Annotated in this window: 17 protein-coding genes; 8 read left to right on the plus strand and 9 right to left on the minus strand. The window is 47.7% G+C overall.

The genetic code is table 11. The features are described from left to right. Positions 1-2: 2 nt before the first annotated feature. Together GT360_RS01835 and GT360_RS01840 are read right to left on the minus strand one after the other, a co-directional pair. A complete protein-coding gene (locus GT360_RS01835) occupies positions 3-299 on the minus strand; it encodes a hypothetical protein (protein ID WP_164647247.1) in 297 nt (98 codons plus the stop codon). 122 nt (positions 300-421) lie between these two features. Next, a complete protein-coding gene (locus GT360_RS01840) occupies positions 422-979 on the minus strand; it encodes a YtfJ family protein (protein WP_164647248.1) in 558 nt (185 codons plus the stop codon). Positions 980-1,202: 223 nt separating this feature from the next. Here GT360_RS01840 and GT360_RS01845 point away from each other — a divergent pair, with 223 nt between their 5' ends. Continuing rightward, positions 1,203-1,397: a DUF1107 family protein gene (locus GT360_RS01845; RefSeq protein WP_164649544.1), complete on the plus strand. Its 195-nt coding sequence runs from the start codon at positions 1,203-1,205 to the stop codon at positions 1,395-1,397. A gap of 28 nt (positions 1,398-1,425) precedes the next feature. Here the strand turns inward: GT360_RS01845 and msrA are convergent, their stop codons facing one another. Continuing rightward, positions 1,426-2,064: a peptide-methionine (S)-S-oxide reductase MsrA gene (gene msrA, locus GT360_RS01850; protein ID WP_164647249.1), complete on the minus strand. Its 639-nt coding sequence runs from the start codon at positions 2,062-2,064 to the stop codon at positions 1,426-1,428. A 298-nt stretch (positions 2,065-2,362) separates the two neighbouring features. Between msrA and tamA the strand changes: the two genes are divergently transcribed. From tamA to GT360_RS01870, 4 genes are all read left to right on the plus strand, one after another. Beyond that, a complete protein-coding gene (tamA, locus tag GT360_RS01855) occupies positions 2,363-4,075 on the plus strand; it encodes an autotransporter assembly complex protein TamA (protein WP_164647250.1) in 1,713 nt (570 codons plus the stop codon). Continuing rightward, positions 4,072-7,830 (plus strand): autotransporter assembly complex protein TamB, encoded by a 3,759-nt coding sequence (gene tamB, locus GT360_RS01860; protein WP_164647251.1) that lies wholly within the window; start codon positions 4,072-4,074, stop codon positions 7,828-7,830. The genes tamA and tamB overlap by 4 nt, the downstream gene beginning before the upstream one ends. 137 nt (positions 7,831-7,967) lie before the next feature. Continuing rightward, positions 7,968-8,315, plus strand: a complete 348-nt coding sequence (locus GT360_RS01865) for a gamma-glutamylcyclotransferase family protein (RefSeq protein WP_164647252.1) — start codon at positions 7,968-7,970, stop codon at positions 8,313-8,315. A gap of 66 nt (positions 8,316-8,381) precedes the next feature. Further along, entirely contained in the window at positions 8,382-8,780 is a 399-nt protein-coding gene (locus tag GT360_RS01870) for a DUF2799 domain-containing protein (RefSeq protein ID WP_164647253.1), read from the plus strand. Position 8,781: 1 nt separating this feature from the next. Here the strand turns inward: GT360_RS01870 and ppa are convergent, their stop codons facing one another. Beyond that, positions 8,782-9,309 (minus strand): inorganic diphosphatase, encoded by a 528-nt coding sequence (gene ppa / locus GT360_RS01875; protein WP_164647254.1) that lies wholly within the window; start codon positions 9,307-9,309, stop codon positions 8,782-8,784. Between the two features lie 164 nt (positions 9,310-9,473). Next, positions 9,474-10,487, minus strand: coding sequence for a class 1 fructose-bisphosphatase (gene fbp / locus GT360_RS01880; protein ID WP_164647255.1), 1,014 nt, complete (start codon positions 10,485-10,487; stop codon positions 9,474-9,476). Between the two features lie 275 nt (positions 10,488-10,762). On the opposite strand from fbp, the gene mpl reads away from it, so the two are divergent. Together mpl and GT360_RS01890 are read left to right on the plus strand one after the other, a co-directional pair. Continuing rightward, positions 10,763-12,118 (plus strand): UDP-N-acetylmuramate:L-alanyl-gamma-D-glutamyl-meso-diaminopimelate ligase, encoded by a 1,356-nt coding sequence (gene mpl / locus GT360_RS01885; RefSeq protein ID WP_164647256.1) that lies wholly within the window; start codon positions 10,763-10,765, stop codon positions 12,116-12,118. A gap of 3 nt (positions 12,119-12,121) precedes the next feature. After that, entirely contained in the window at positions 12,122-12,757 is a 636-nt protein-coding gene (locus GT360_RS01890; protein WP_164647257.1) for a flavin prenyltransferase UbiX, read from the plus strand. Between the two features lie 51 nt (positions 12,758-12,808). Here the strand turns inward: GT360_RS01890 and yjgA are convergent, their stop codons facing one another. Continuing rightward, the gene (gene yjgA, locus GT360_RS01895; RefSeq protein ID WP_164647258.1) at positions 12,809-13,333 is read right to left on the minus strand and encodes a ribosome biogenesis factor YjgA; all 525 of its coding nucleotides are present in this window, start codon (positions 13,331-13,333) and stop codon (positions 12,809-12,811) included. Between the two features lie 109 nt (positions 13,334-13,442). Between yjgA and pmbA the strand changes: the two genes are divergently transcribed. Then, a complete protein-coding gene (gene pmbA, locus GT360_RS01900) occupies positions 13,443-14,786 on the plus strand; it encodes a metalloprotease PmbA (protein ID WP_164647259.1) in 1,344 nt (447 codons plus the stop codon). A gap of 91 nt (positions 14,787-14,877) precedes the next feature. Here the strand turns inward: pmbA and mgtE are convergent, their stop codons facing one another. From mgtE to rapZ, 3 genes are all read right to left on the minus strand, one after another. After that, a complete protein-coding gene (gene mgtE, locus GT360_RS01905) occupies positions 14,878-16,233 on the minus strand; it encodes a magnesium transporter (protein ID WP_164647260.1) in 1,356 nt (451 codons plus the stop codon). Between the two features lie 62 nt (positions 16,234-16,295). Continuing rightward, positions 16,296-16,571, minus strand: coding sequence for an HPr family phosphocarrier protein (locus tag GT360_RS01910; RefSeq protein WP_164647261.1), 276 nt, complete (start codon positions 16,569-16,571; stop codon positions 16,296-16,298). Between the two features lie 3 nt (positions 16,572-16,574). Further along, positions 16,575-17,435: an RNase adapter RapZ gene (rapZ, locus tag GT360_RS01915; RefSeq protein WP_164647262.1), complete on the minus strand. Its 861-nt coding sequence runs from the start codon at positions 17,433-17,435 to the stop codon at positions 16,575-16,577. Between the last annotated feature and the right edge of the window lie 5 nt (positions 17,436-17,440).

A 17,440-nucleotide genomic window follows, 5' to 3' on the forward strand; every position in this document is an offset into this window, starting at 1 on the left:
GCTCAAGTCATAAAGAGGTAAAAATGAGGCGGCGCTCTGGCAACAGAGTCTGGAACAACGATTGCGTCAGAGTGTTGAAGTAGTGATGGCCCAATCGGCGGATTGGTCGGGGGGGTAAACAGGGTATAGTGACTGGCGACAAGGTTTTTGACGCAGTGTAAAAGCTCACAATGGTGGTGATCGTGGTCCTCTAGGTGAGCATGGTGCTCTATCACCAAAGCGGTGAGACCAAACACGATCGAGAGACACAATACGACAAACAGCTTTGTACGCAAGGTTACAAATTGTCGATGTGGCATAGTGAGTTATCTCAAAAAGAAGGCGCTAACGTTATATTATAACGATAGCGCCTTTTCAATACACTAAGATGAAAGTCTGATATTAATTCTATTCATATAGTCGATTAAATTGTCAGGAGGTGTTAACCCTCGAGATTTTCTCGAATCAGTGTCAACACCGTGCTAATTTCTGCTTCGCTCAATGCGCCTTCTTTGACAAACAGGATTTGACCAGACTTGTCTTGAACAATAATTGCTGAAGATTTCTCTTCCAGTTGCCAGGCCGCAGCCGCTAAACCATCCGTGTCTAAAACCATAGATGACCAAGGAAACTCCTTTTTGCTGTCCTCAGCCGATGATTTGACAAATGACCCGGTCCCCCAAAGCGCATCATCTTGGTTGATAATGGTGGTGGTTTGGTAGCTATTTTCAGGGAAGTCAGCCGCTGTGATTGCTGCCATGAGTGGGGCATTCATCTCTTTAGCCGCACTACGGCCAGCAATTGCCTGAATCACGCGTACTTTTCCTAGCATCTGTTCCGTGTTCCAACTCTGGTACTTGATCTTATCCTGATCGAGTAGGAGCTCACCCACTTTATTGATCTTTACAGCATGCAATGTTCCATCAACTTCAAGGTTGTGAGCAGCGACAGAAAGTGGGGCTGCGATCAAAAGGGTAGAGAGCAAAGATTTGATTTTCATTCTTTTCTTCCTTTAATTAAAGAAATGCTATTGTTTTGTTAAATCTGATAACATCCGTCTGGTGTTATCTTTAAAATAGTAGAAAAATAAAAACTGGCATTATTAATGCACAATGATTTTTGAATAGTTTGACAGGTCCGGCAGGAGTTGTCGCTGGATGTTTCAATGGTCAGTCCATCTGCACATGCAAGATGCAGAGGCAATAAGGAAGTTGAGGTTAGTCATGTTGCGCGAGTTTGTACAATATAGACCGATTCAGGTCGCAAGGTTTGTTAAGACACTGTTCAAAGGACAGTTTGTTATCCAAGGTGTGGGTGGATTTGAGTTTGATAACGGTAAAGTGCTGCTGCCTGATGTCAAAAACTCCCACAAACTAGCGGTATACAAAGAGATCAACGGAGTGATTGCTGACATGTAGTCAGCAATCACTCTTCTCAAATTGAGAATTAATTTGCGAGCGAAGGCGGGAAGCAAACACCAGTGCCGCCTAAACCACAGTATCCTTCTGGATTCTTAGCGAGATATTGCTGGTGGTAGGTTTCGGCAAAAAAATACTTCCCAGCGGGCAATATTTCAGTAGTGATTTGCTTAGTGGCATCTGAACCAAGCAGAGATTGGTACTCATCTTTAGAATCACACGCTTCGTTCATTTGATTCTGGTCGTATACATAAAGCGCACTGCGGTATTGTGTACCCACGTCATTACCTTGCTGCATGCCCTGTGTTGGGTCATGCCTTTCCCAAAAATGGGTAAGAAGCTGTTTGAGCGATAACGTTGAAGGCTCATAAATCACCCTAACCACTTCCGCATGGCCAGTTTGGCCTGAGCACACTTCTTCATAAGTTGGGTTTTCAGTATAACCGCCGCTGTAACCCACGGATGTCGATACCACGCCATCTAAATTCCAGAACAGGCGCTCAGCCCCCCAAAAACAGCCCATACCCACCAGAACCTCTGCTTGTTCTGCTGTAGGATCTGCACTCATACTGCTCTGATTTACAAAGTGAATATCCTCGATTTTCAGCGGGGTTGGGCGCCCAGGGAGTGCTTTCTCTGGGCTGATCATTACTGTTTTGTCCGACATAGTGCTTCCTTGTGCGAGTCGCAAGCTTAATGGCTGATAGTGAAACTCGGTTGAATATTTTTATTATTACCTATTTATAAAAACAATAAGTTACTACCGAATGTTACTTGTTTGAGGCCTGTTTACTACAGACTTCTCATGTTATAGACGATACTATATTACGCGCTCAGTGCAACTCATGTTGCTGTTGATGTACCCAATACTACATACGAGTGTTGGTACCAGGCGCTACAAAAAATAAAATGTATAAAATGCAATCAACATTAGTCTTATTTTTCCGCTTTTAGGGCTCAACCGGATGACATCGTCGCGAGTAATACTGTCTTTTTCTGCGCTGCTTGCTTTTTCTTTGCCCTCTTGGGCAGCAAGCCTTTCAATCAATGGCCTTAAAGGTGAGGAGCTTACCAATCTAGAGGTCTACTTAAGCTCGATCAGTAAAGATGAGTACTCTACTGATTTACGCTTTCGCGCGCGGGTGGAAAGTATGGCGACAGAATCTCTTAATGCCCTTGGTTACTATAACCCGATTATTTCCAGTCGCGTCGATGAGGGTAAAGACGAGTTGATCGTAACGATTGATCAGGGAAATCCTGTTCGCATTAAAGAGCTCGATATCCAGCTGCTTGGTGAGGCCAACGAGGACGAGGACTTTAAGAATATCATCCGCAATTCGCCACTTAAACTTGGTGTCAAACTCAATCACGGTCAATATGATTCGTTGAAATCGAGCATTCGAAATCTTGCGCTGCAAAAAGGCTATTTTGATGCTGACTACAAGGTCAGCCGCCTAGAGGTGGCACCGAGTAAAAACCAAGCGTTTATTCGCCTGCATTTCGACAGTGGGATTCGTTACCATTTTGGCGCAACAAGCATTAATGGCAGCCAAATTGATGAGGAGCGCGTACGTTCTCTGCAGCCATTTGAAGAGTCAAAGCCCTATCAAGCGACACAAGTTGGTGAGTTTAACCAAAACTTATCCAATACCGATTGGTTTTCATCGGTGTTTGTCGAGCCAGAATTGAGTTATTTAGGCAAAGGTCGAGAAATACCCATGAAGGTATCACTTGCTCCTCAATCGAAGAACAAAATTGAGACAGGTCTTGGCTATTCTACCGATGTCGGGGTTCGTGGCTCAGTAAAATGGAGTAAACCGTGGGTGAACTCACGCGGTCATAGCTTTGATTCGAGCGTGTCTCTTTCCGTACCCGAGCAGACGGTCACTGCGGGGTATAACATTCCTCTCAAAGATGTCTTAAACGACTACTATCGACTGCAGTTTGGGATGAAGATTCTGGATAATCGAGACACTGAAAGTGTTGAGACTAATTTATCGGTAGAGCGTCATTGGTTACTCGATGGTGGCTGGCACCGAACCGCTTATGTGCGCTACCTTTATGAGCGCTTTACCCAGGGTTTGCAGGATGATACCAGTCAATTCCTACTGCCAGGTGTGACTTATACACGCACACGGGTTCGAGGTGGTGCGATGCCAACTTGGGGCGACAAGCAGTCGATAACCCTAGAGTATGGTGATCCAGCCGTATTGTCGGAGACACGCGTCGTACGCTTATTAGCTGGCACGACCTTTATTCGCAGTGCTGGCAAAAACCATCGCGGTATATTCCGTCTTGATGGTGGTGCCAACTTCCCTGATGAGTTTGAGAGCTTACCTCCGTCATTGCGATTCTTTGCGGGTGGCGACAACAGTATCCGTGGCTATGGTTATGAGTCGGTATCTCCCACTGATGACAGTGGCGCTCTGACCGGTGCTAAATACATAGTGACCAGCTCTTTAGAGTATCAGTACCGGGTGACTGGTAACTGGTGGGGAGCAGTATTCTACGATATTGGTGATGCTTTTAATGATACCCCAGAATGGCACGATGGTGCGGGTGTTGGGATTAGATGGGTGTCACCAGTCGGCCCCATTCGTTTTGATTTTGCTTGGGGTTTGCATGAGTCAGCAAAGGATGATTTTAGAATTCACTTCTCGCTGGGGCCAGACTTATGATGCGTAAAGCTGTCACGGTGACGAAGTGGGTTTCCGTATCCATCACTAGCTTAATCGTTGTTACGCTCGCAGCAGTGGGCTTTCTGCTGTTCACCAATAGTGGCCTCAACACGATTTTATGGGGCGCGGAAAAAGCCTTGCCTGCGCTGAAAGTACAGCAGGCCAGTGGTACACTTTTTCCTCGCTTTAGCCTTCAGGGCGTTGAGTTTAAAGATGAGCAGTTAGGTGTCGACTTTTTCGCCAACAAGCTTACGCTTGCGATTGATCATCGCTGCTTTCTATCTCCAGCTATTTGCATCGATGAGCTGAGTTCGGATGAACTTCGATTAGCACTCTCTGATGTAGCCATAAGCCCAGAGCCTGAATCTGAACCCTCCGATCCGATTACACAAGTATCCACGCCGCTACCAATTACTATAACTAAGTTGGCACTTACTAACATTCAGCTCGATATCTATGGCACGCAAGTGGAATGGCAGACGTTTACTTCAGGTGCATCGTTTGAGGGAGATGTCGCGACATTAACGACTACGTTACTGGAAAAATCATCGGTGACGCTTGCTGAATCAGAAGGTGAGAGTGCTGCAGAGTCGACTCAGCCTGAGCAAGAAAACACGGAATCTATCTCTCTACCAGAGATTTGGATTCCTCTTGAGGTGGTGATTGAGCAAGTCGACATCAACCATTTTACACTGCAGTCTGAGACACCGTTTGTGGTGCATCATTTGGGGCTCGCTGGACGTGCCAAAGGGCACAGCGTAGAGCTTGATAAGCTGGCACTGGACATTGATGAGGTTGAAGCACAGTTACAAGCGAGCGTTGAGCTCAAAGATGATTACCCTTTAAGCGCTCAATTGGATGCGACAGCCAAGCTGGAGATGGCGGCTGGCGAGAAAATCAGCCTGACACTCGAAGGTAGTGTAGGAGAGTTAGCTCTTTCATTAACCACACAAGGGGAAAATAACATCCAACTCAATGGCGACGTTAAACCACTCGAACCAACGATGCCATTTACTGTAGAGATAAAAGACTCCAATGTTCAGTGGCCACTTGTTGGAAAAGGTGACTACAGCGTAGTGGTTACTCACTTACAAGGCTCAGGAACACTCGAAGCTTACCAAGCAAAGCTCAGCGGGAGCGTAACAGGAACCGGTATTCCTGATCTTGCAGTATCGCTTGATGGTAAAGGAACACTGTCTGATATCGATCTGAATTACATCAAGGTTGATACTTTAGGCGGCAGCATTGAGGGGCAAGTTGCTAGCCAGTGGGAAGACTTAGTGGCTTGGCAAGCGGATGTTGATTTAACCACGATTCAGCCCGGACTTTACTGGCCAGAAGCGGAAGGGAATTTATCTGGTAAACTAGTGACAACTGGCGGGCTAACAGATGCTGGTGGTTGGTATATCGATTTACCAACACTGGATGTGCAGGGCATCATCCGAGAATACCCTCTAGAGTTACTCGGCAGCTTGAAAGCATCAGATCGAGCAGGAAGTGGAGAGTATCAACTAGATACGCCCGGGTTACAGCTTGGTCACGGGCCGAACCAATTGCGTGTCGAAGGGATCTTAGATAAAAACTGGGCATTGGATATCGACCTGCAGTTGCCCACTTTGGCAAAGTCGGTGCCTGATTTGACAGGTTCGGCAAAGGGGAACGTTTATCTGCGTGGTGAACTCGCCAATCCAGAAGTGAACGTGGATTTGAGTGCAGAGTCAGTTCAATGGCAAACCCTCGCTGGCTTGCAATCTTTGTCGGTGAAAGGGAGCTTGTTACCAGCAAGTGACCCAGCAGTGTCTTTGCGTGTACAAGCACAGGATTTGGCCTACGAAGATTTTAAAGCACCCTCACTTGACGTTAACTTGGACGGCACGCTCACAGAGCATCGCCTCGATGTGGACCTAGACTCAGAGGTCGTTGGTCTCATACTTGCCCTCTCGGGTGATTTTAACCAGCAAGCAAACACCTGGCAGGGCACTTTGAATGATGTTCAAGTTACCATAGAGCAAGGCCTATGGCGCACTCAACAGCCAGTCGATATCTATGCTGATATTGGTGCGGCATTGGCTAAAGTAAGTGATCACTGTTGGGTGCAGTCATCCTCGTCAGTTTGTCTTGATAAAGATATTGAGGTGTCAAAGCAAGCGGGTGATGTCTCTTTATCGGTGAATAAATTCGACTTTTCTCAACTCGCGCAATACTTACCGCAAGAAACGGAACTCAACGGTTCAGTTGATGCAAATGTTGAGGCTCGCTGGAATGATGGCAAAGTGCCTCAGGTTAAAGCACAGGTAGTTCTAGCACCGGGTTCGGTGACACAAAAGCTTGATGAGCCTTTAAACGTGGCGTGGCAACAATCGACGCTTAATGCGACGTTTGTTGATAATCGTGTAGATGCGGATTGGCAAATTGATATTGAGGATAATGGTGATATTACCGGACAGGTCACCATTCCCGATGTATTGGCTAATGATCGCACTCTCGATGGTGAGCTGAAACTTACGCCATTCAATCTCGATTTTCTCGCTCCGATTGTTGGTCCGTATAGTGAGTTGAAGGCTAATATTGAGGCGGATATCAAAATCTCTGGTCCATTGATGCAGCCGCGAGCAAACGGCTATTTCAAGGTGGACCAAATGGCACTCAGCGGTGAGATCTCTCCTGTATCCATCAAACAAGGCCAGCTCAACTTAAACTTCAATGGCTATCAGGCCACGCTCGACGCCTTGATACAGACCGCAGAGGGCGATTTAAACGTTAAAGGAGATGCCGATTGGCAAGATCTCGCATATTGGCACAGCGACATTCGTGTTTTCGCCGACGGCCTTGTGGTGGAGGTACCACCCATGGTCAAGGTACGTGTTGAGCCAGATATGACGATTTCGATGTCTCCGAAACAAGCCAAGGTTCAGGGGGATATTCATCTGCCATGGGCGCGAATCGATGTACAAAGCTTGCCTGAATCAGCGGTGAGTGTCTCAAGCGATCAAGTTATTCTTGATGAGAACCTCGAGCCTGAAGAAGAGGACTCAACCATTCCATTTGCGCTAGAGACGGATGTCAATATCCATATCGGCGATGACTTTAAGCTCTCTGCTTTTGGTTTGAATGGTAGCTTAGTGGGTAATCTTAATGTTGCTCAGCGCGACAAAGGTCCCGTGGTTAATGGTGAAGTGAATATTTTGGATGGTTACTATCGCTCATTTGGTCAAGACCTCTTGATTGATGAGGGTAAGATCTTGATGAATGGCCCGGTTGACCAGCCCTATATTGTGATCACGGCGATACGAAACCCTGACAATACCGAAGATGATGTGACTGCGGGTATTCGTGTTACTGGTCCTGCAGATGAGCCTGTGGTGGAGATCTTCTCAGAGCCAGCGATGCCTCAAGCAAACGCGCTTTCTTACCTGCTACGTGGGCAAGATATCGATGGTGAGTCTGGAGGCAACGCCATTACAACGACCTTAATCGGCTTGAGTTTGGCGCGCAGCGGTAAAGTGGTGGGTGAGATCGGTGAAGCCTTTGGCGTGCAAGATCTGCAACTCGATACTGCCGGTACTGGGGATGATTCACAAGTGACGGTGAGTGGTTATATCTTACCTGGCTTACAAGTTAAATATGGTGTGGGTATCTTTGATTCAGTCGGTGAGTTTACGGTGCGATATCGCATAATGAAAGACCTGTACATTGAGGTAGTATCAGGCCTAGATAGTGCCGTTGATGTGCTCTATCAGTTCGAGTTTGATTAGGCTTGAGCCTTAAGACGCAGCGCATTCACTTGGTGATACAGTGAGCCGTATGGCGGTATAAATCTTGTGACTTATTGAACCGATAAACTTTGCTATAGTTGATTTAATAGTCAGAGATGCGGGTTAGGGAAAACAGTATGCAGCACTTAGTCTTTGTTTATGGCACGTTACGCAAAGGGGAAAGCAATCACCACTTTATCGAGCAGAGTGAATACCTTGGGATGTGCGAAACGCTGCCTGAGTATGCCTTGTATGACCTTGGTGCTTACCCAGCAGTTGTGCCAGGCCGAAGCAGTATACAAGGTGAAGTCTATTGGGTTGATGATGAGGTGCTTGCCAAGCTTGATCTGTTAGAGGATGTGCCGGTTGAGTATCGCCGCGAAACAATGATGACGCCGTTCGGGCTTGCTTGGATTTATCTTTATCAGCAGCCAGCGGAGCTTGATGTTGAAATCGCTTCGGGAGACTGGTTTCAGCGAGTATGAACCATCGCAATGTGTTTACGTAAGTGTTTCTGTGGAAATACTTGAATAGGTGCAGGAGAGTTAGTGATGAGATTTCGTTTTTCAGTGTTAATGAGTCTAGCGGTGTCTATCTTACTCATGGGATGTGCGGCACTTGAAACACCGATGAGCTCCCAAGCAACGGACTGGCGTGCATATGGTCTAGAGCAGGGGGAAAAAGGTTGGGTCAAACTGACGCAGCAACGCTTAAGTGAGCTGGACAATGATCAGTATTTTACTCCGGAACTTTACACTGCATACAGTGAAGGCTACGAGGAAGGCAGAAGTGAATACTGTAAGCAAAGTGCCTTTGAGCTTGGCTTAAGTGGGAACACCTATCTGGGGGTCTGTGACCACATAGATCCTAAGTATTACCAGAAATATGTATCAGGGCAGACTGCCGCAGAGTGGGGTTACAACGCCAACACCCACGGCAGACTTTACTGATCTACTTTTTAGCTCGTTCAAAAGAGGTGAGTATCTCCTCTTTTGCCGCTGCTGCATCCCGCCATCCATCAACCTTGACCCACTTTCCTGCCTCTAGTTCTTTGTAGCGCTCGAAGAACTGAGTGATCTGTGCTTTGAGAAGGGCAGGAATATCTCCGACATCGTTGATATCGTCATACTCTTTTGAAATCTTCGTGTGCGGCACTGCAAACACTTTGGCATCTTCTCCAGATTCATCCGTCATCATCAACACTCCGACTGGACGACAGCGGATCACTGAACCTGGCATGAGTGGGTATGGGGTAGGCACCAATACATCGACAGGATCGCCATCAAGTGAAAGGGTGTTGTTCACATAACCATAGTTACATGGATAAAACATCGGTGCAGACATAAAGCGATCAACAAATACCGCGCCGGAATCTTTATCTACCTCATATTTTATTGGGTCTGCATTAGCAGGGATTTCGATGATGACGTAGATGTCATCAGGTAGGGAAGGGCCAGCAGGAACATGGTTTAGGCTCATAGAGAAACATCCTTTTCAAACAGTAGAATTATGAACATGTACTGATAGTTATAGATGAGATTTCACTAGAGCGACAAATTCACCACAAAGATGATCATCTAGATAAAAGAAAGGGCATCCGTTTGGATGCCCCTTGCATAGAACTGCAGTTTGTCTTTAGGAGATTAGTCTTCAGGATTCTCTGCAATAAACTGTTCGACTTTTGCTACCATCTCTTTTGAACCACAGAAGAAGGGTACACGCTCGTGCAGTTCTTTCGGGTCAATATCCATGATGCGACGTTTGCCGTCAGATGCCGTACCGCCCGCTTGTTCAGCAAGGAATGCCATTGGGTTGCACTCGTATAGTAGACGCAGTTTTCCATCAGGGTGGCTTTGAGTACTTGGGTACATGTAGATACCACCTTTGAGCAGATTGCGGTGGAAATCAGAGACCAGTGAGCCAATGTAGCGAGAAGTGTAAGGACGGCCATCTTCAGGCACATTTTCTTGGCAGTATTTGATGTACTTCTTTACACCTTTCGGGAAACGGATGTAGTTACCTTCGTTGATCGAGTAGATCTTGCCAACGTCAGGGATCATCATGTTTTCATGAGAAAGGCAGAAAGTGCCCAGTGAAGGATCATAAGTAAAGCCGTTCACGCCCGCACCAGTGGTATAAACAAGCATGGTTGAAGAGCCGTAGATCACGTAGCCCGCAGCCACTTGCTTGTGGCCTGGTTGCAGAAAGTCTTCCAGCGTTGGTGGTGTACCTACTGGCGATACACGACGGTAGATTGAGAAGATAGTACCCACAGACACATTGACATCAATGTTTGATGAACCATCAAGTGGATCCATCAACACCACGTATTTTGCATGCTGGTTTTTGTCACGGTCAAAGCTGACTGTTTCATCTTCTTCTTCACTTGCGACGCCACAAACTTGGTCACGAGCTTCCAGTGCTGCTTTGAACTTCTCATTCGCGTAAAGGTCTAGCTTTTGTTGAGCTTCGCCTTGAACATTTTCTGTGCCCACTGCACCCGTGATATCAACTAAGCCTGCTTTATTGATTTCACGGTTAACGATTTTTGCAGCAAGACGAATAGACGCGAGTAGAGACGATAGGTCGCCGCTGGCATGGGGAAAGTCTGCCTGTTTCTCGACAACGAATTCGCCTAAAGTGCGTAATCCTGACATGTTAGATCCTTAACTCTTAATTTTAGGGGGAGATGGAGGAGCCGCGTCGCCTCTTGATGGGGAATCAAGCTCACCTGTTAATATTAGAGTTTAATTTTTATTACGAGAATTGAATAAATTACCCAAACCTGCAATTTGTATGATTATTTGGTTTGTTCGTCTATTTTTTGTGCAGTTGAACGTTTGCGTTTACCATTTTTAGGTGAGAGTTCGTTTTCATACCGAATTAGCGCGTATCATGGCTGTAATTCAATCTATCGACAGGGATGGCGATCATGCACATTCATATCTTAGGTATTTGTGGCACTTTCATGGGTGGCGCGGCGATGCTAGCTCGCCAGCTTGGTCATAAGGTGACAGGCTCAGATGCTAATGTTTACCCACCGATGAGCACCATGCTTGAAGAGCAGGGTATTGAGATTATTCAAGGTTATGACCCAGCACAGCTTGAACCTGCACCGGACTTGGTGGTGATCGGCAATGCGATGAGTCGCGGCAACCCGTGTGTCGAGTATGTGCTCGATCGTAACCTGCGTTACACCTCAGGGCCGCAATGGCTGCAAGAGTTTCTGTTGCATGACCGTTGGGTGCTAGCCGTTTCTGGTACACATGGAAAAACTACCACTTCCAGTATGCTTGCTTGGATCTTAGAAGAGTGTGGCTACAAACCGGGTTTCTTGGTGGGTGGCGTGCTGGGTAACTTTGGACTGTCTGCTCGTCTGGGTGAGAGTATGTTCTTTGTGGTGGAAGCAGACGAGTATGACAGCGCCTTTTTTGATAAGCGCTCTAAGTTTGTTCATTATCGCCCACGCACTTTGATCATGAATAACCTAGAGTTTGATCATGCGGATATATTTGACGATCTTGAAGCGATCAAACGTCAATTCCATCACTTGGTGCGCACCGTTCCTGGTAACGGTCGCATACTCGCACCAAAAGCGGATAGCGCTATTGAAGATGTTCTGTCTCGTGGTTGCTGGAGTGAAACAGAGTCCACGGGCTTGCTAGGTGATTGGCGGGCGAGCAAGCTGATGAAAGATGGCAGTCAGTTCGAAGTGATTTACCAGGGAGATACTGTTGGGCAAGTCAATTGGGACTTGGTGGGTGATCATAACGTGGACAATGCGCTGATGGCGATCGCAGCAGCGCGTCATGTGGGGGTCGCGGCAGAGCATGCCTGTGAGGCGCTCGGCAAGTTTATCAACACCAAACGTCGTCTAGAGCTTAAGGGTGAAGTCAATGGTGTCACGGTTTATGATGATTTCGCCCATCATCCTACAGCCATTGAACTGACTTTGGGCGGCCTACGTAACAAGGTCGGGGCAGATAAGATTATTGCAGTACTCGAGCCGAGATCCGCAACCATGAAGCGTGGTGTGCACAAAGAGACGTTAGCCACTTCTCTTTCTGCCGCAGACAGTGTCTTTATCTTTCAGCCTGATTCAATCGATTGGTCGGTTGACGATGTGGCTCAGCAGTGCTCACAGGAGGCTTATACCAGTGAGAATATTGATCATCTTGTGGCGCAGATTGTTGCCAAAGCTCAAGAGGGTGATCATATCCTAGTGATGAGCAATGGTGGCTTTGAGGGCATTCATGGCAAGCTCCTACACGCACTAAAAGAGAAGTAATTTGTGACAACCCAATTTCAAGCAAACAATAAAGCGCTCACACTCGCATTCACAGGAGCCTCTGGCGCTCCTTATGGACTGCGCCTTCTTGAGTGCTTATTAGCCGCTGACTATCAAGTCTATCTGATCATCTCCTCAGCGGCGCGAGTGGTGCTGGCTACTGAGCATGGCTTAAAGCTGCCAAGTGGCCCCGACGCGGCGCACAAAGCTCTGGTTGAACATCTAAAATGCCCGGCAGATAAATTGGTGGTGTGTGGTAAAGAGGACTGGTTTTCACCGGTTGCTTCGGGTTCAGCAGCACCGAAACAGATGGTGGTTTGCCCGTGCTCGGTAGGTAGTGTTGCGGCGATCGCTCATGGTATGTCGGATAACCTGATCGAGCGCGCGGCAGATGTGGTGTTAAAAGAGCGCGGTCAACTGCTGCTGGTGGTAAGAGAAACCCCGTTCTCGACCTTACACCTTGAGAACATGCACAAGCTGTCGCAAATGGGGGTGACCATTATGCCTGCTGCCCCTGGATTTTATCATCAGCCCAAAACGATCGATGATCTGATTGATTTTATGGTGGCACGCATCTTAGATCATTTAGGTGTTGAACAGGGGCTAGTGCCTCGCTGGGGCTACGGTCAACGCTCGTGAAGTCATACTCTAGGCAAAAAAATCCCCGCGTTGTGAGCGGGGAACGGATAATTACGCGTCTTCGTTAAGCTCTTTGAGCACTTGGAAGATCTCGCGGAATGCCTTAGCAGGTTTGTCTGCTTTCTTCTCTTTCGCCGCTTGTCGAGCAAGTTGACGTAGACGTTGACGGTCCGCCGATGGGAACTGCGCCATCACATCAGAGATTGCACTGTCACCCTCTTCGACAACACGGTCGCGAAGTAGCTCAAGCTTGTGCAGTTCAGCCGTTGCTTGAGAGTGCTTGTTACGCACTTTGTCCAGAGCGGCTTGCAGTGGCTCTGGATCTTCATTACGCATGATCTTACCAATGTATTGAATCTGGCGACGGCGAGCTTCTTTATTGAAGCGTTGCGCATCTTTGATTGCATCACGAAGGTCATCACTCAGTGGAAACTTTTCCAGCACTGATGGTTTCAGGTTGACCAGTTCTTCACCTAGTTTCTGTAACTCTTCCATGTCACGCTTCAACTCGGTTTTACTTACCCAGATAATCTCTTCTTCTGGTTCCCAGGGCGCTTTTTGATTCTTACGAGCCATGTTCAATGCCTTTTTTATCGATCTATAGAGGTATTTTAACAACAATCGTGGGGAGAAAGCGAAATTCTTGTTATTCTTGGATTAATAAAAGCAAACTGATGAAATGAAGATGGATGTAAAACAGCAAGTTGCCGAGCAACGTAAACACTTGGAAAGTGCAGTCGCCAAAGCCTTAGAGCTTGCCTCAAAGCAATCTGATGCGGCGGAAGTTGCGATCAGTAAGTCAACAGGTCTGAGCGTATCAACGCGCGGCTGTGAGGTTGAGAACGTTGAGTTTAACAGTGATGGTGCGCTCGGGATTACCGTATATCGCGGTCAACGCAAGGGAAGTGCATCTACTTCAGATCTAAGTGAAGCTGCGATTGAGCAAACGGTATTAGCCGCACTTGATATCGCTCAGTACACCTCGGAAGATCCGTGTGCAGGGCCGGCAGATAAAGAGTTTTTAGTCAAAGAGATCCCCGATCTTGATCTTTTCCACCCAGAGACGCCTGATCCAGACTACGCAGCGAAACTTGCTATTCAAGCGGAAGAGGCTGCGCTGTCATTTGATAGCAAGATCAAACAAAGTGATGGTGCTAGCTATGATAGCCACTATGGAGTTAAGGTCTACGGCAATAGTCATGGCCTGCTAGCAAGCTATCCAAGCAGTCGTCATAGCATTAGTTGCTGTGTGATTGGCCAGGGTGACAGTGGTGAAATGGAGCGTGATTATAGCTATACCGTCGCTCGCCACAAAGATGCGCTGTGGTCGCCAGAAAAAGTCGGCCGTTTAGCCGCTGAGCAAACCGTTAACCGTCTTGACCCTCGCCGTGTGCCGACGGGTGAATACCCAGTGATGTTTGCTGCTGATGTAGCAACCGGCCTAATGGGTCACCTTGTGATGGCGATCAGTGGCGGTAACCTATACCGCAAAGCGTCATTCTTGCTCGATCATTTAGGAGAGAAGATTCTTCCTGATTGGTTCCAAGTTGAAGAGAAGCCACATGTTCTGCGTGGCTTGGCATCCAGCCCATTTGATAGTGAAGGTGTTGTGACTCAAGATCGTCAGATCATCACTGATGGCGTATTGGCAACTTATCTTCTTACCAGCTATGCCGCGCGTAAAATGAAGATGGACCCAACGGGTCATGCGGGCGGTATTCATAACTGGTTTGTGAAATCGACCGGTCATAGTTACGAGCAGATGCTCAAAGAGCTGGGTACGGGCTTATTGGTGACTGAGGTCATGGGGCAGGGCGTGAATACCGTGACAGGTGACTACTCTCGTGGCGCGGCAGGTTTCTGGGTTGAAAATGGCGTTATCCAATACCCTGTCTCGGAGATCACCATCGCAGGTAATTTGAAAGAGATGCTGAGTAATATCGTTGCTGTGGGCACTGATGTCGAAGAGCGCTCGCAAATTCAGACTGGCTCAATTTTGTTGGAGTCGATGAAAATCGCAGGCGAATAATGGTATAAAGCCATAGCGGCTGTCGAGCAGTTGAATAAGAGAGCCCCTGATAGGTGACTATCAGGGGTTTTTGATTGATTGCATCAAAGCCTTAGATAAATAGGGTCGCGAGACCTAAGAAGACGGAAAGACCGATCACATCAGTACAGGTTGTGAGGGCCATACCGCCGGCTAAGGCAGGGTCGATGTTCATCTTCTTCAACAGAATAGGGATGGTCACACCTGCAACACCAGCAACCAGAAGGTTAGTCAGCATCGCGGCGGCAATAATGCCCCCAAGCATCCACTCCCCTTTCCAGACAATCACGATCGCACCGATAATCAACGCCCACAATATACCGTTGAGAAGACCGATAGCCGCTTCTTTCATTAGAAGCTCGCGTTTGTTGGCATCACCGATGTGACCAAGTGCAAGGCCTCGGATTACTAGGGCAACGGTTTGGTTACCGGCTACCCCGCCCATAGAAGGAACAATGGTCATCAAAACGGCAATCGCAGCCATCTGCTCTAGCGTGGCTTCAAACATGTTGGAAACCGAGGCTGCCGCGAGCGCCGCTAACACGTTTACCCCAAGCCAAACACTACGTTTACGGGCGGATTTAACGACCGGTGCAAAGGTATCTTCGTCATCATCTAGACCCGCCATACTCATCATTGAGTGCTCGGCATCTTCACGGATAACATCGACTACGTCATCGATCGTGATACGGCCAACGAGGTGTAAGTTCTCATCAATGACTGGCGCAGAAACCCAGTTGCGTCGCTCGAACAGACTCGCGACATCGGAGGCACTGGTGATCACCGAAATCGCTTCATCCGCGTCATCCATCACCTCGGTTACTGGCGTATCGGGCTGAGCGGTGAGAAGGCTCGTCAGTGGAAGGTGGCCAATCAGCAGGCTCTCTTCATCGATGACATACAAGGCATCAGTGGCCTCCGGCAGCTCTCCTTTCATACGCAAGTAGCGTAGAACCACATCCACAACAACGTCACCACGAATGGTGATAACGTCGGTGTTCATCAAGCCACCGGCAGTGTCTTCTGGGTATGACAGTGCAGTTTCAACGCGCAGGCGCTCTGCTGTGTCCATTTGGTCAAGGACTTCACGTGAGACATCATCAGGAAGGCTTCGCAGTACGTAAGCAACGTCATCGGTGTCCATGCCCTCTGTCGCTTCAGCAAGGGTCTCGGGTGCCATTTTGGACACAAGCGCATCTTTGACATCTTCACTCAGCTCGTCGAGGATTTCACCGTAGTCTTCAGGGTCGGTTAATTGCCAAAGAACATCACGGCTTTTACGTGGAGAGGCCTCAAGAAGGTGGGCAATATCTTCCGGCTCCATGTCCTGTAGCTGACGTCTTACATGAACAAAGCGACCGTTTTCTAATGCTTCAGAGATTTCTTGGAGGGTTTGATGAGCTTGGTCGAATTCTATTTGTTCGCCCATAGATTCCCCCTAAATTTAGATTCTTTTAATGCGTTGAATTTTAGCTTAATTCTTTGAGAGAGTTAATCTTCTTCATCAAACTTGTGCTGAATTAGATTGCAGATGGCATTGAGTGCCTCTTCACTCTGCTCGCCTTCAGCCATGATGGTGACGTCTTGACCTTGTGCGGATTCAAGCATCAGCAGGCCCATAACACTGTCGGCGATCGCTTCTTTGCCCTCTGGGTTACGAATGGTAATCGTAGCAGAGTAAGCCTGTGCTAGCTCGACTAACTTGACCGCAGCACGGGCGTGTAGGCCGAGACGATTCTCAATTCGAACGGTTTGAGTATGAGTCATGGTTTAACCTGTATTTTTCTCAAGCGAGGTATGGCGAATTTGTACGGTTTTACCAAGTTGCTTGAAGTATTCACCTACCTGCTCAGTGAGGTAGACGGAGCGGTGTTTGCCACCTGTACAGCCGATAGCAACAGTTACATAGCTACGATTGTTAATTTCCAGCGCAGGCAGCCAGCGCTCTACAAAGCCTTGAATCTGCTGCTTAAGTTCAAGCACATCTTGATGTTGTTCTAAGAAAGAGCGGATTGGTGCATCGAGACCTGTCATCGGTCGCAGCTCTGGAACCCAGTGTGGATTTGGCAAAAAGCGTACGTCAAACACATAGTCAGCATCAGAGGGTAGGCCATATTTGAAGCCGAACGACTCAAAGACCATGACGAGCTCTTTGCGATCACGGCCTTCAACGCGCAGACGAACGGTTTCACTGAGTTCATGCAGTGATTTGTCGCTGCTATCGATGACAAGATCGGACATCTCTTTGATGGGAGCAAGTAGCGTTTTCTCTTTGTCTATTGCTTGCTCAAGAGAGAGGCGAGTGCTTTTTTGCGATAGTGGATGTAGTCGGCGAGTCTCACTATAGCGTTTAAGTAGCGTGCTTTTAGAGGCATCTAAAAACAGGACATTAAGGTCGGCTTGAGATTTGAAAGCGTCGATCTGCTTTTCAAGATCGGCCGTGTTTTCCGGTAGGTTGCGAATATCAATACTGACCGCGACATTCTGTTTACTCTCTTTAATGGACTCCACAAAAGGGGGCAACAAATCTACGGGTAAGTTGTCGACACAGTAATAACCAATATCTTCTAAGACGCGCAGTGCGACGCTTTTCCCGGCCCCGGAGTGGCCGCTGACAATAATGAGTCTCATGACGG

It is taken from the genome of Vibrio astriarenae, from assembly GCF_010587385.1.
In the GTDB taxonomy this organism is placed as follows: domain Bacteria; phylum Pseudomonadota; class Gammaproteobacteria; order Enterobacterales; family Vibrionaceae; genus Vibrio; species Vibrio astriarenae.

Excerpts from the sequence above, each read along its gene's own strand:
- tamA (WP_164647250.1), top strand. The coding sequence starts at position 2,363 with ATGACATCGTCGCGAGTAATACTGTCTTTTTCTGCGCTGCTTGCTTTT.
- GT360_RS01910 (WP_164647261.1), bottom strand. The coding sequence starts at position 16,571 with ATGACTCATACTCAAACCGTTCGAATTGAGAATCGTCTCGGCCTACAC.
- msrA (WP_164647249.1), bottom strand. The coding sequence starts at position 2,064 with ATGTCGGACAAAACAGTAATGATCAGCCCAGAGAAAGCACTCCCTGGG.
- fbp (WP_164647255.1), bottom strand. The coding sequence starts at position 10,487 with ATGTCAGGATTACGCACTTTAGGCGAATTCGTTGTCGAGAAACAGGCA.
- GT360_RS01865 (WP_164647252.1), top strand. The coding sequence starts at position 7,968 with ATGCAGCACTTAGTCTTTGTTTATGGCACGTTACGCAAAGGGGAAAGC.
- mgtE (WP_164647260.1), bottom strand. The coding sequence starts at position 16,233 with ATGGGCGAACAAATAGAATTCGACCAAGCTCATCAAACCCTCCAAGAA.
- GT360_RS01835 (WP_164647247.1), bottom strand. The coding sequence starts at position 299 with ATGCCACATCGACAATTTGTAACCTTGCGTACAAAGCTGTTTGTCGTA.
- GT360_RS01845 (WP_164649544.1), top strand. The coding sequence starts at position 1,203 with ATGTTGCGCGAGTTTGTACAATATAGACCGATTCAGGTCGCAAGGTTT.
- mpl (WP_164647256.1), top strand. The coding sequence starts at position 10,763 with ATGCACATTCATATCTTAGGTATTTGTGGCACTTTCATGGGTGGCGCG.
- GT360_RS01840 (WP_164647248.1), bottom strand. The coding sequence starts at position 979 with ATGAAAATCAAATCTTTGCTCTCTACCCTTTTGATCGCAGCCCCACTT.
- tamB (WP_164647251.1), top strand. The coding sequence starts at position 4,072 with ATGATGCGTAAAGCTGTCACGGTGACGAAGTGGGTTTCCGTATCCATC.
- ppa (WP_164647254.1), bottom strand. The coding sequence starts at position 9,309 with ATGAGCCTAAACCATGTTCCTGCTGGCCCTTCCCTACCTGATGACATC.
- yjgA (WP_164647258.1), bottom strand. The coding sequence starts at position 13,333 with ATGGCTCGTAAGAATCAAAAAGCGCCCTGGGAACCAGAAGAAGAGATT.
- GT360_RS01870 (WP_164647253.1), top strand. The coding sequence starts at position 8,382 with ATGAGATTTCGTTTTTCAGTGTTAATGAGTCTAGCGGTGTCTATCTTA.
- rapZ (WP_164647262.1), bottom strand. The coding sequence starts at position 17,435 with ATGAGACTCATTATTGTCAGCGGCCACTCCGGGGCCGGGAAAAGCGTC.
- pmbA (WP_164647259.1), top strand. The coding sequence starts at position 13,443 with ATGGATGTAAAACAGCAAGTTGCCGAGCAACGTAAACACTTGGAAAGT.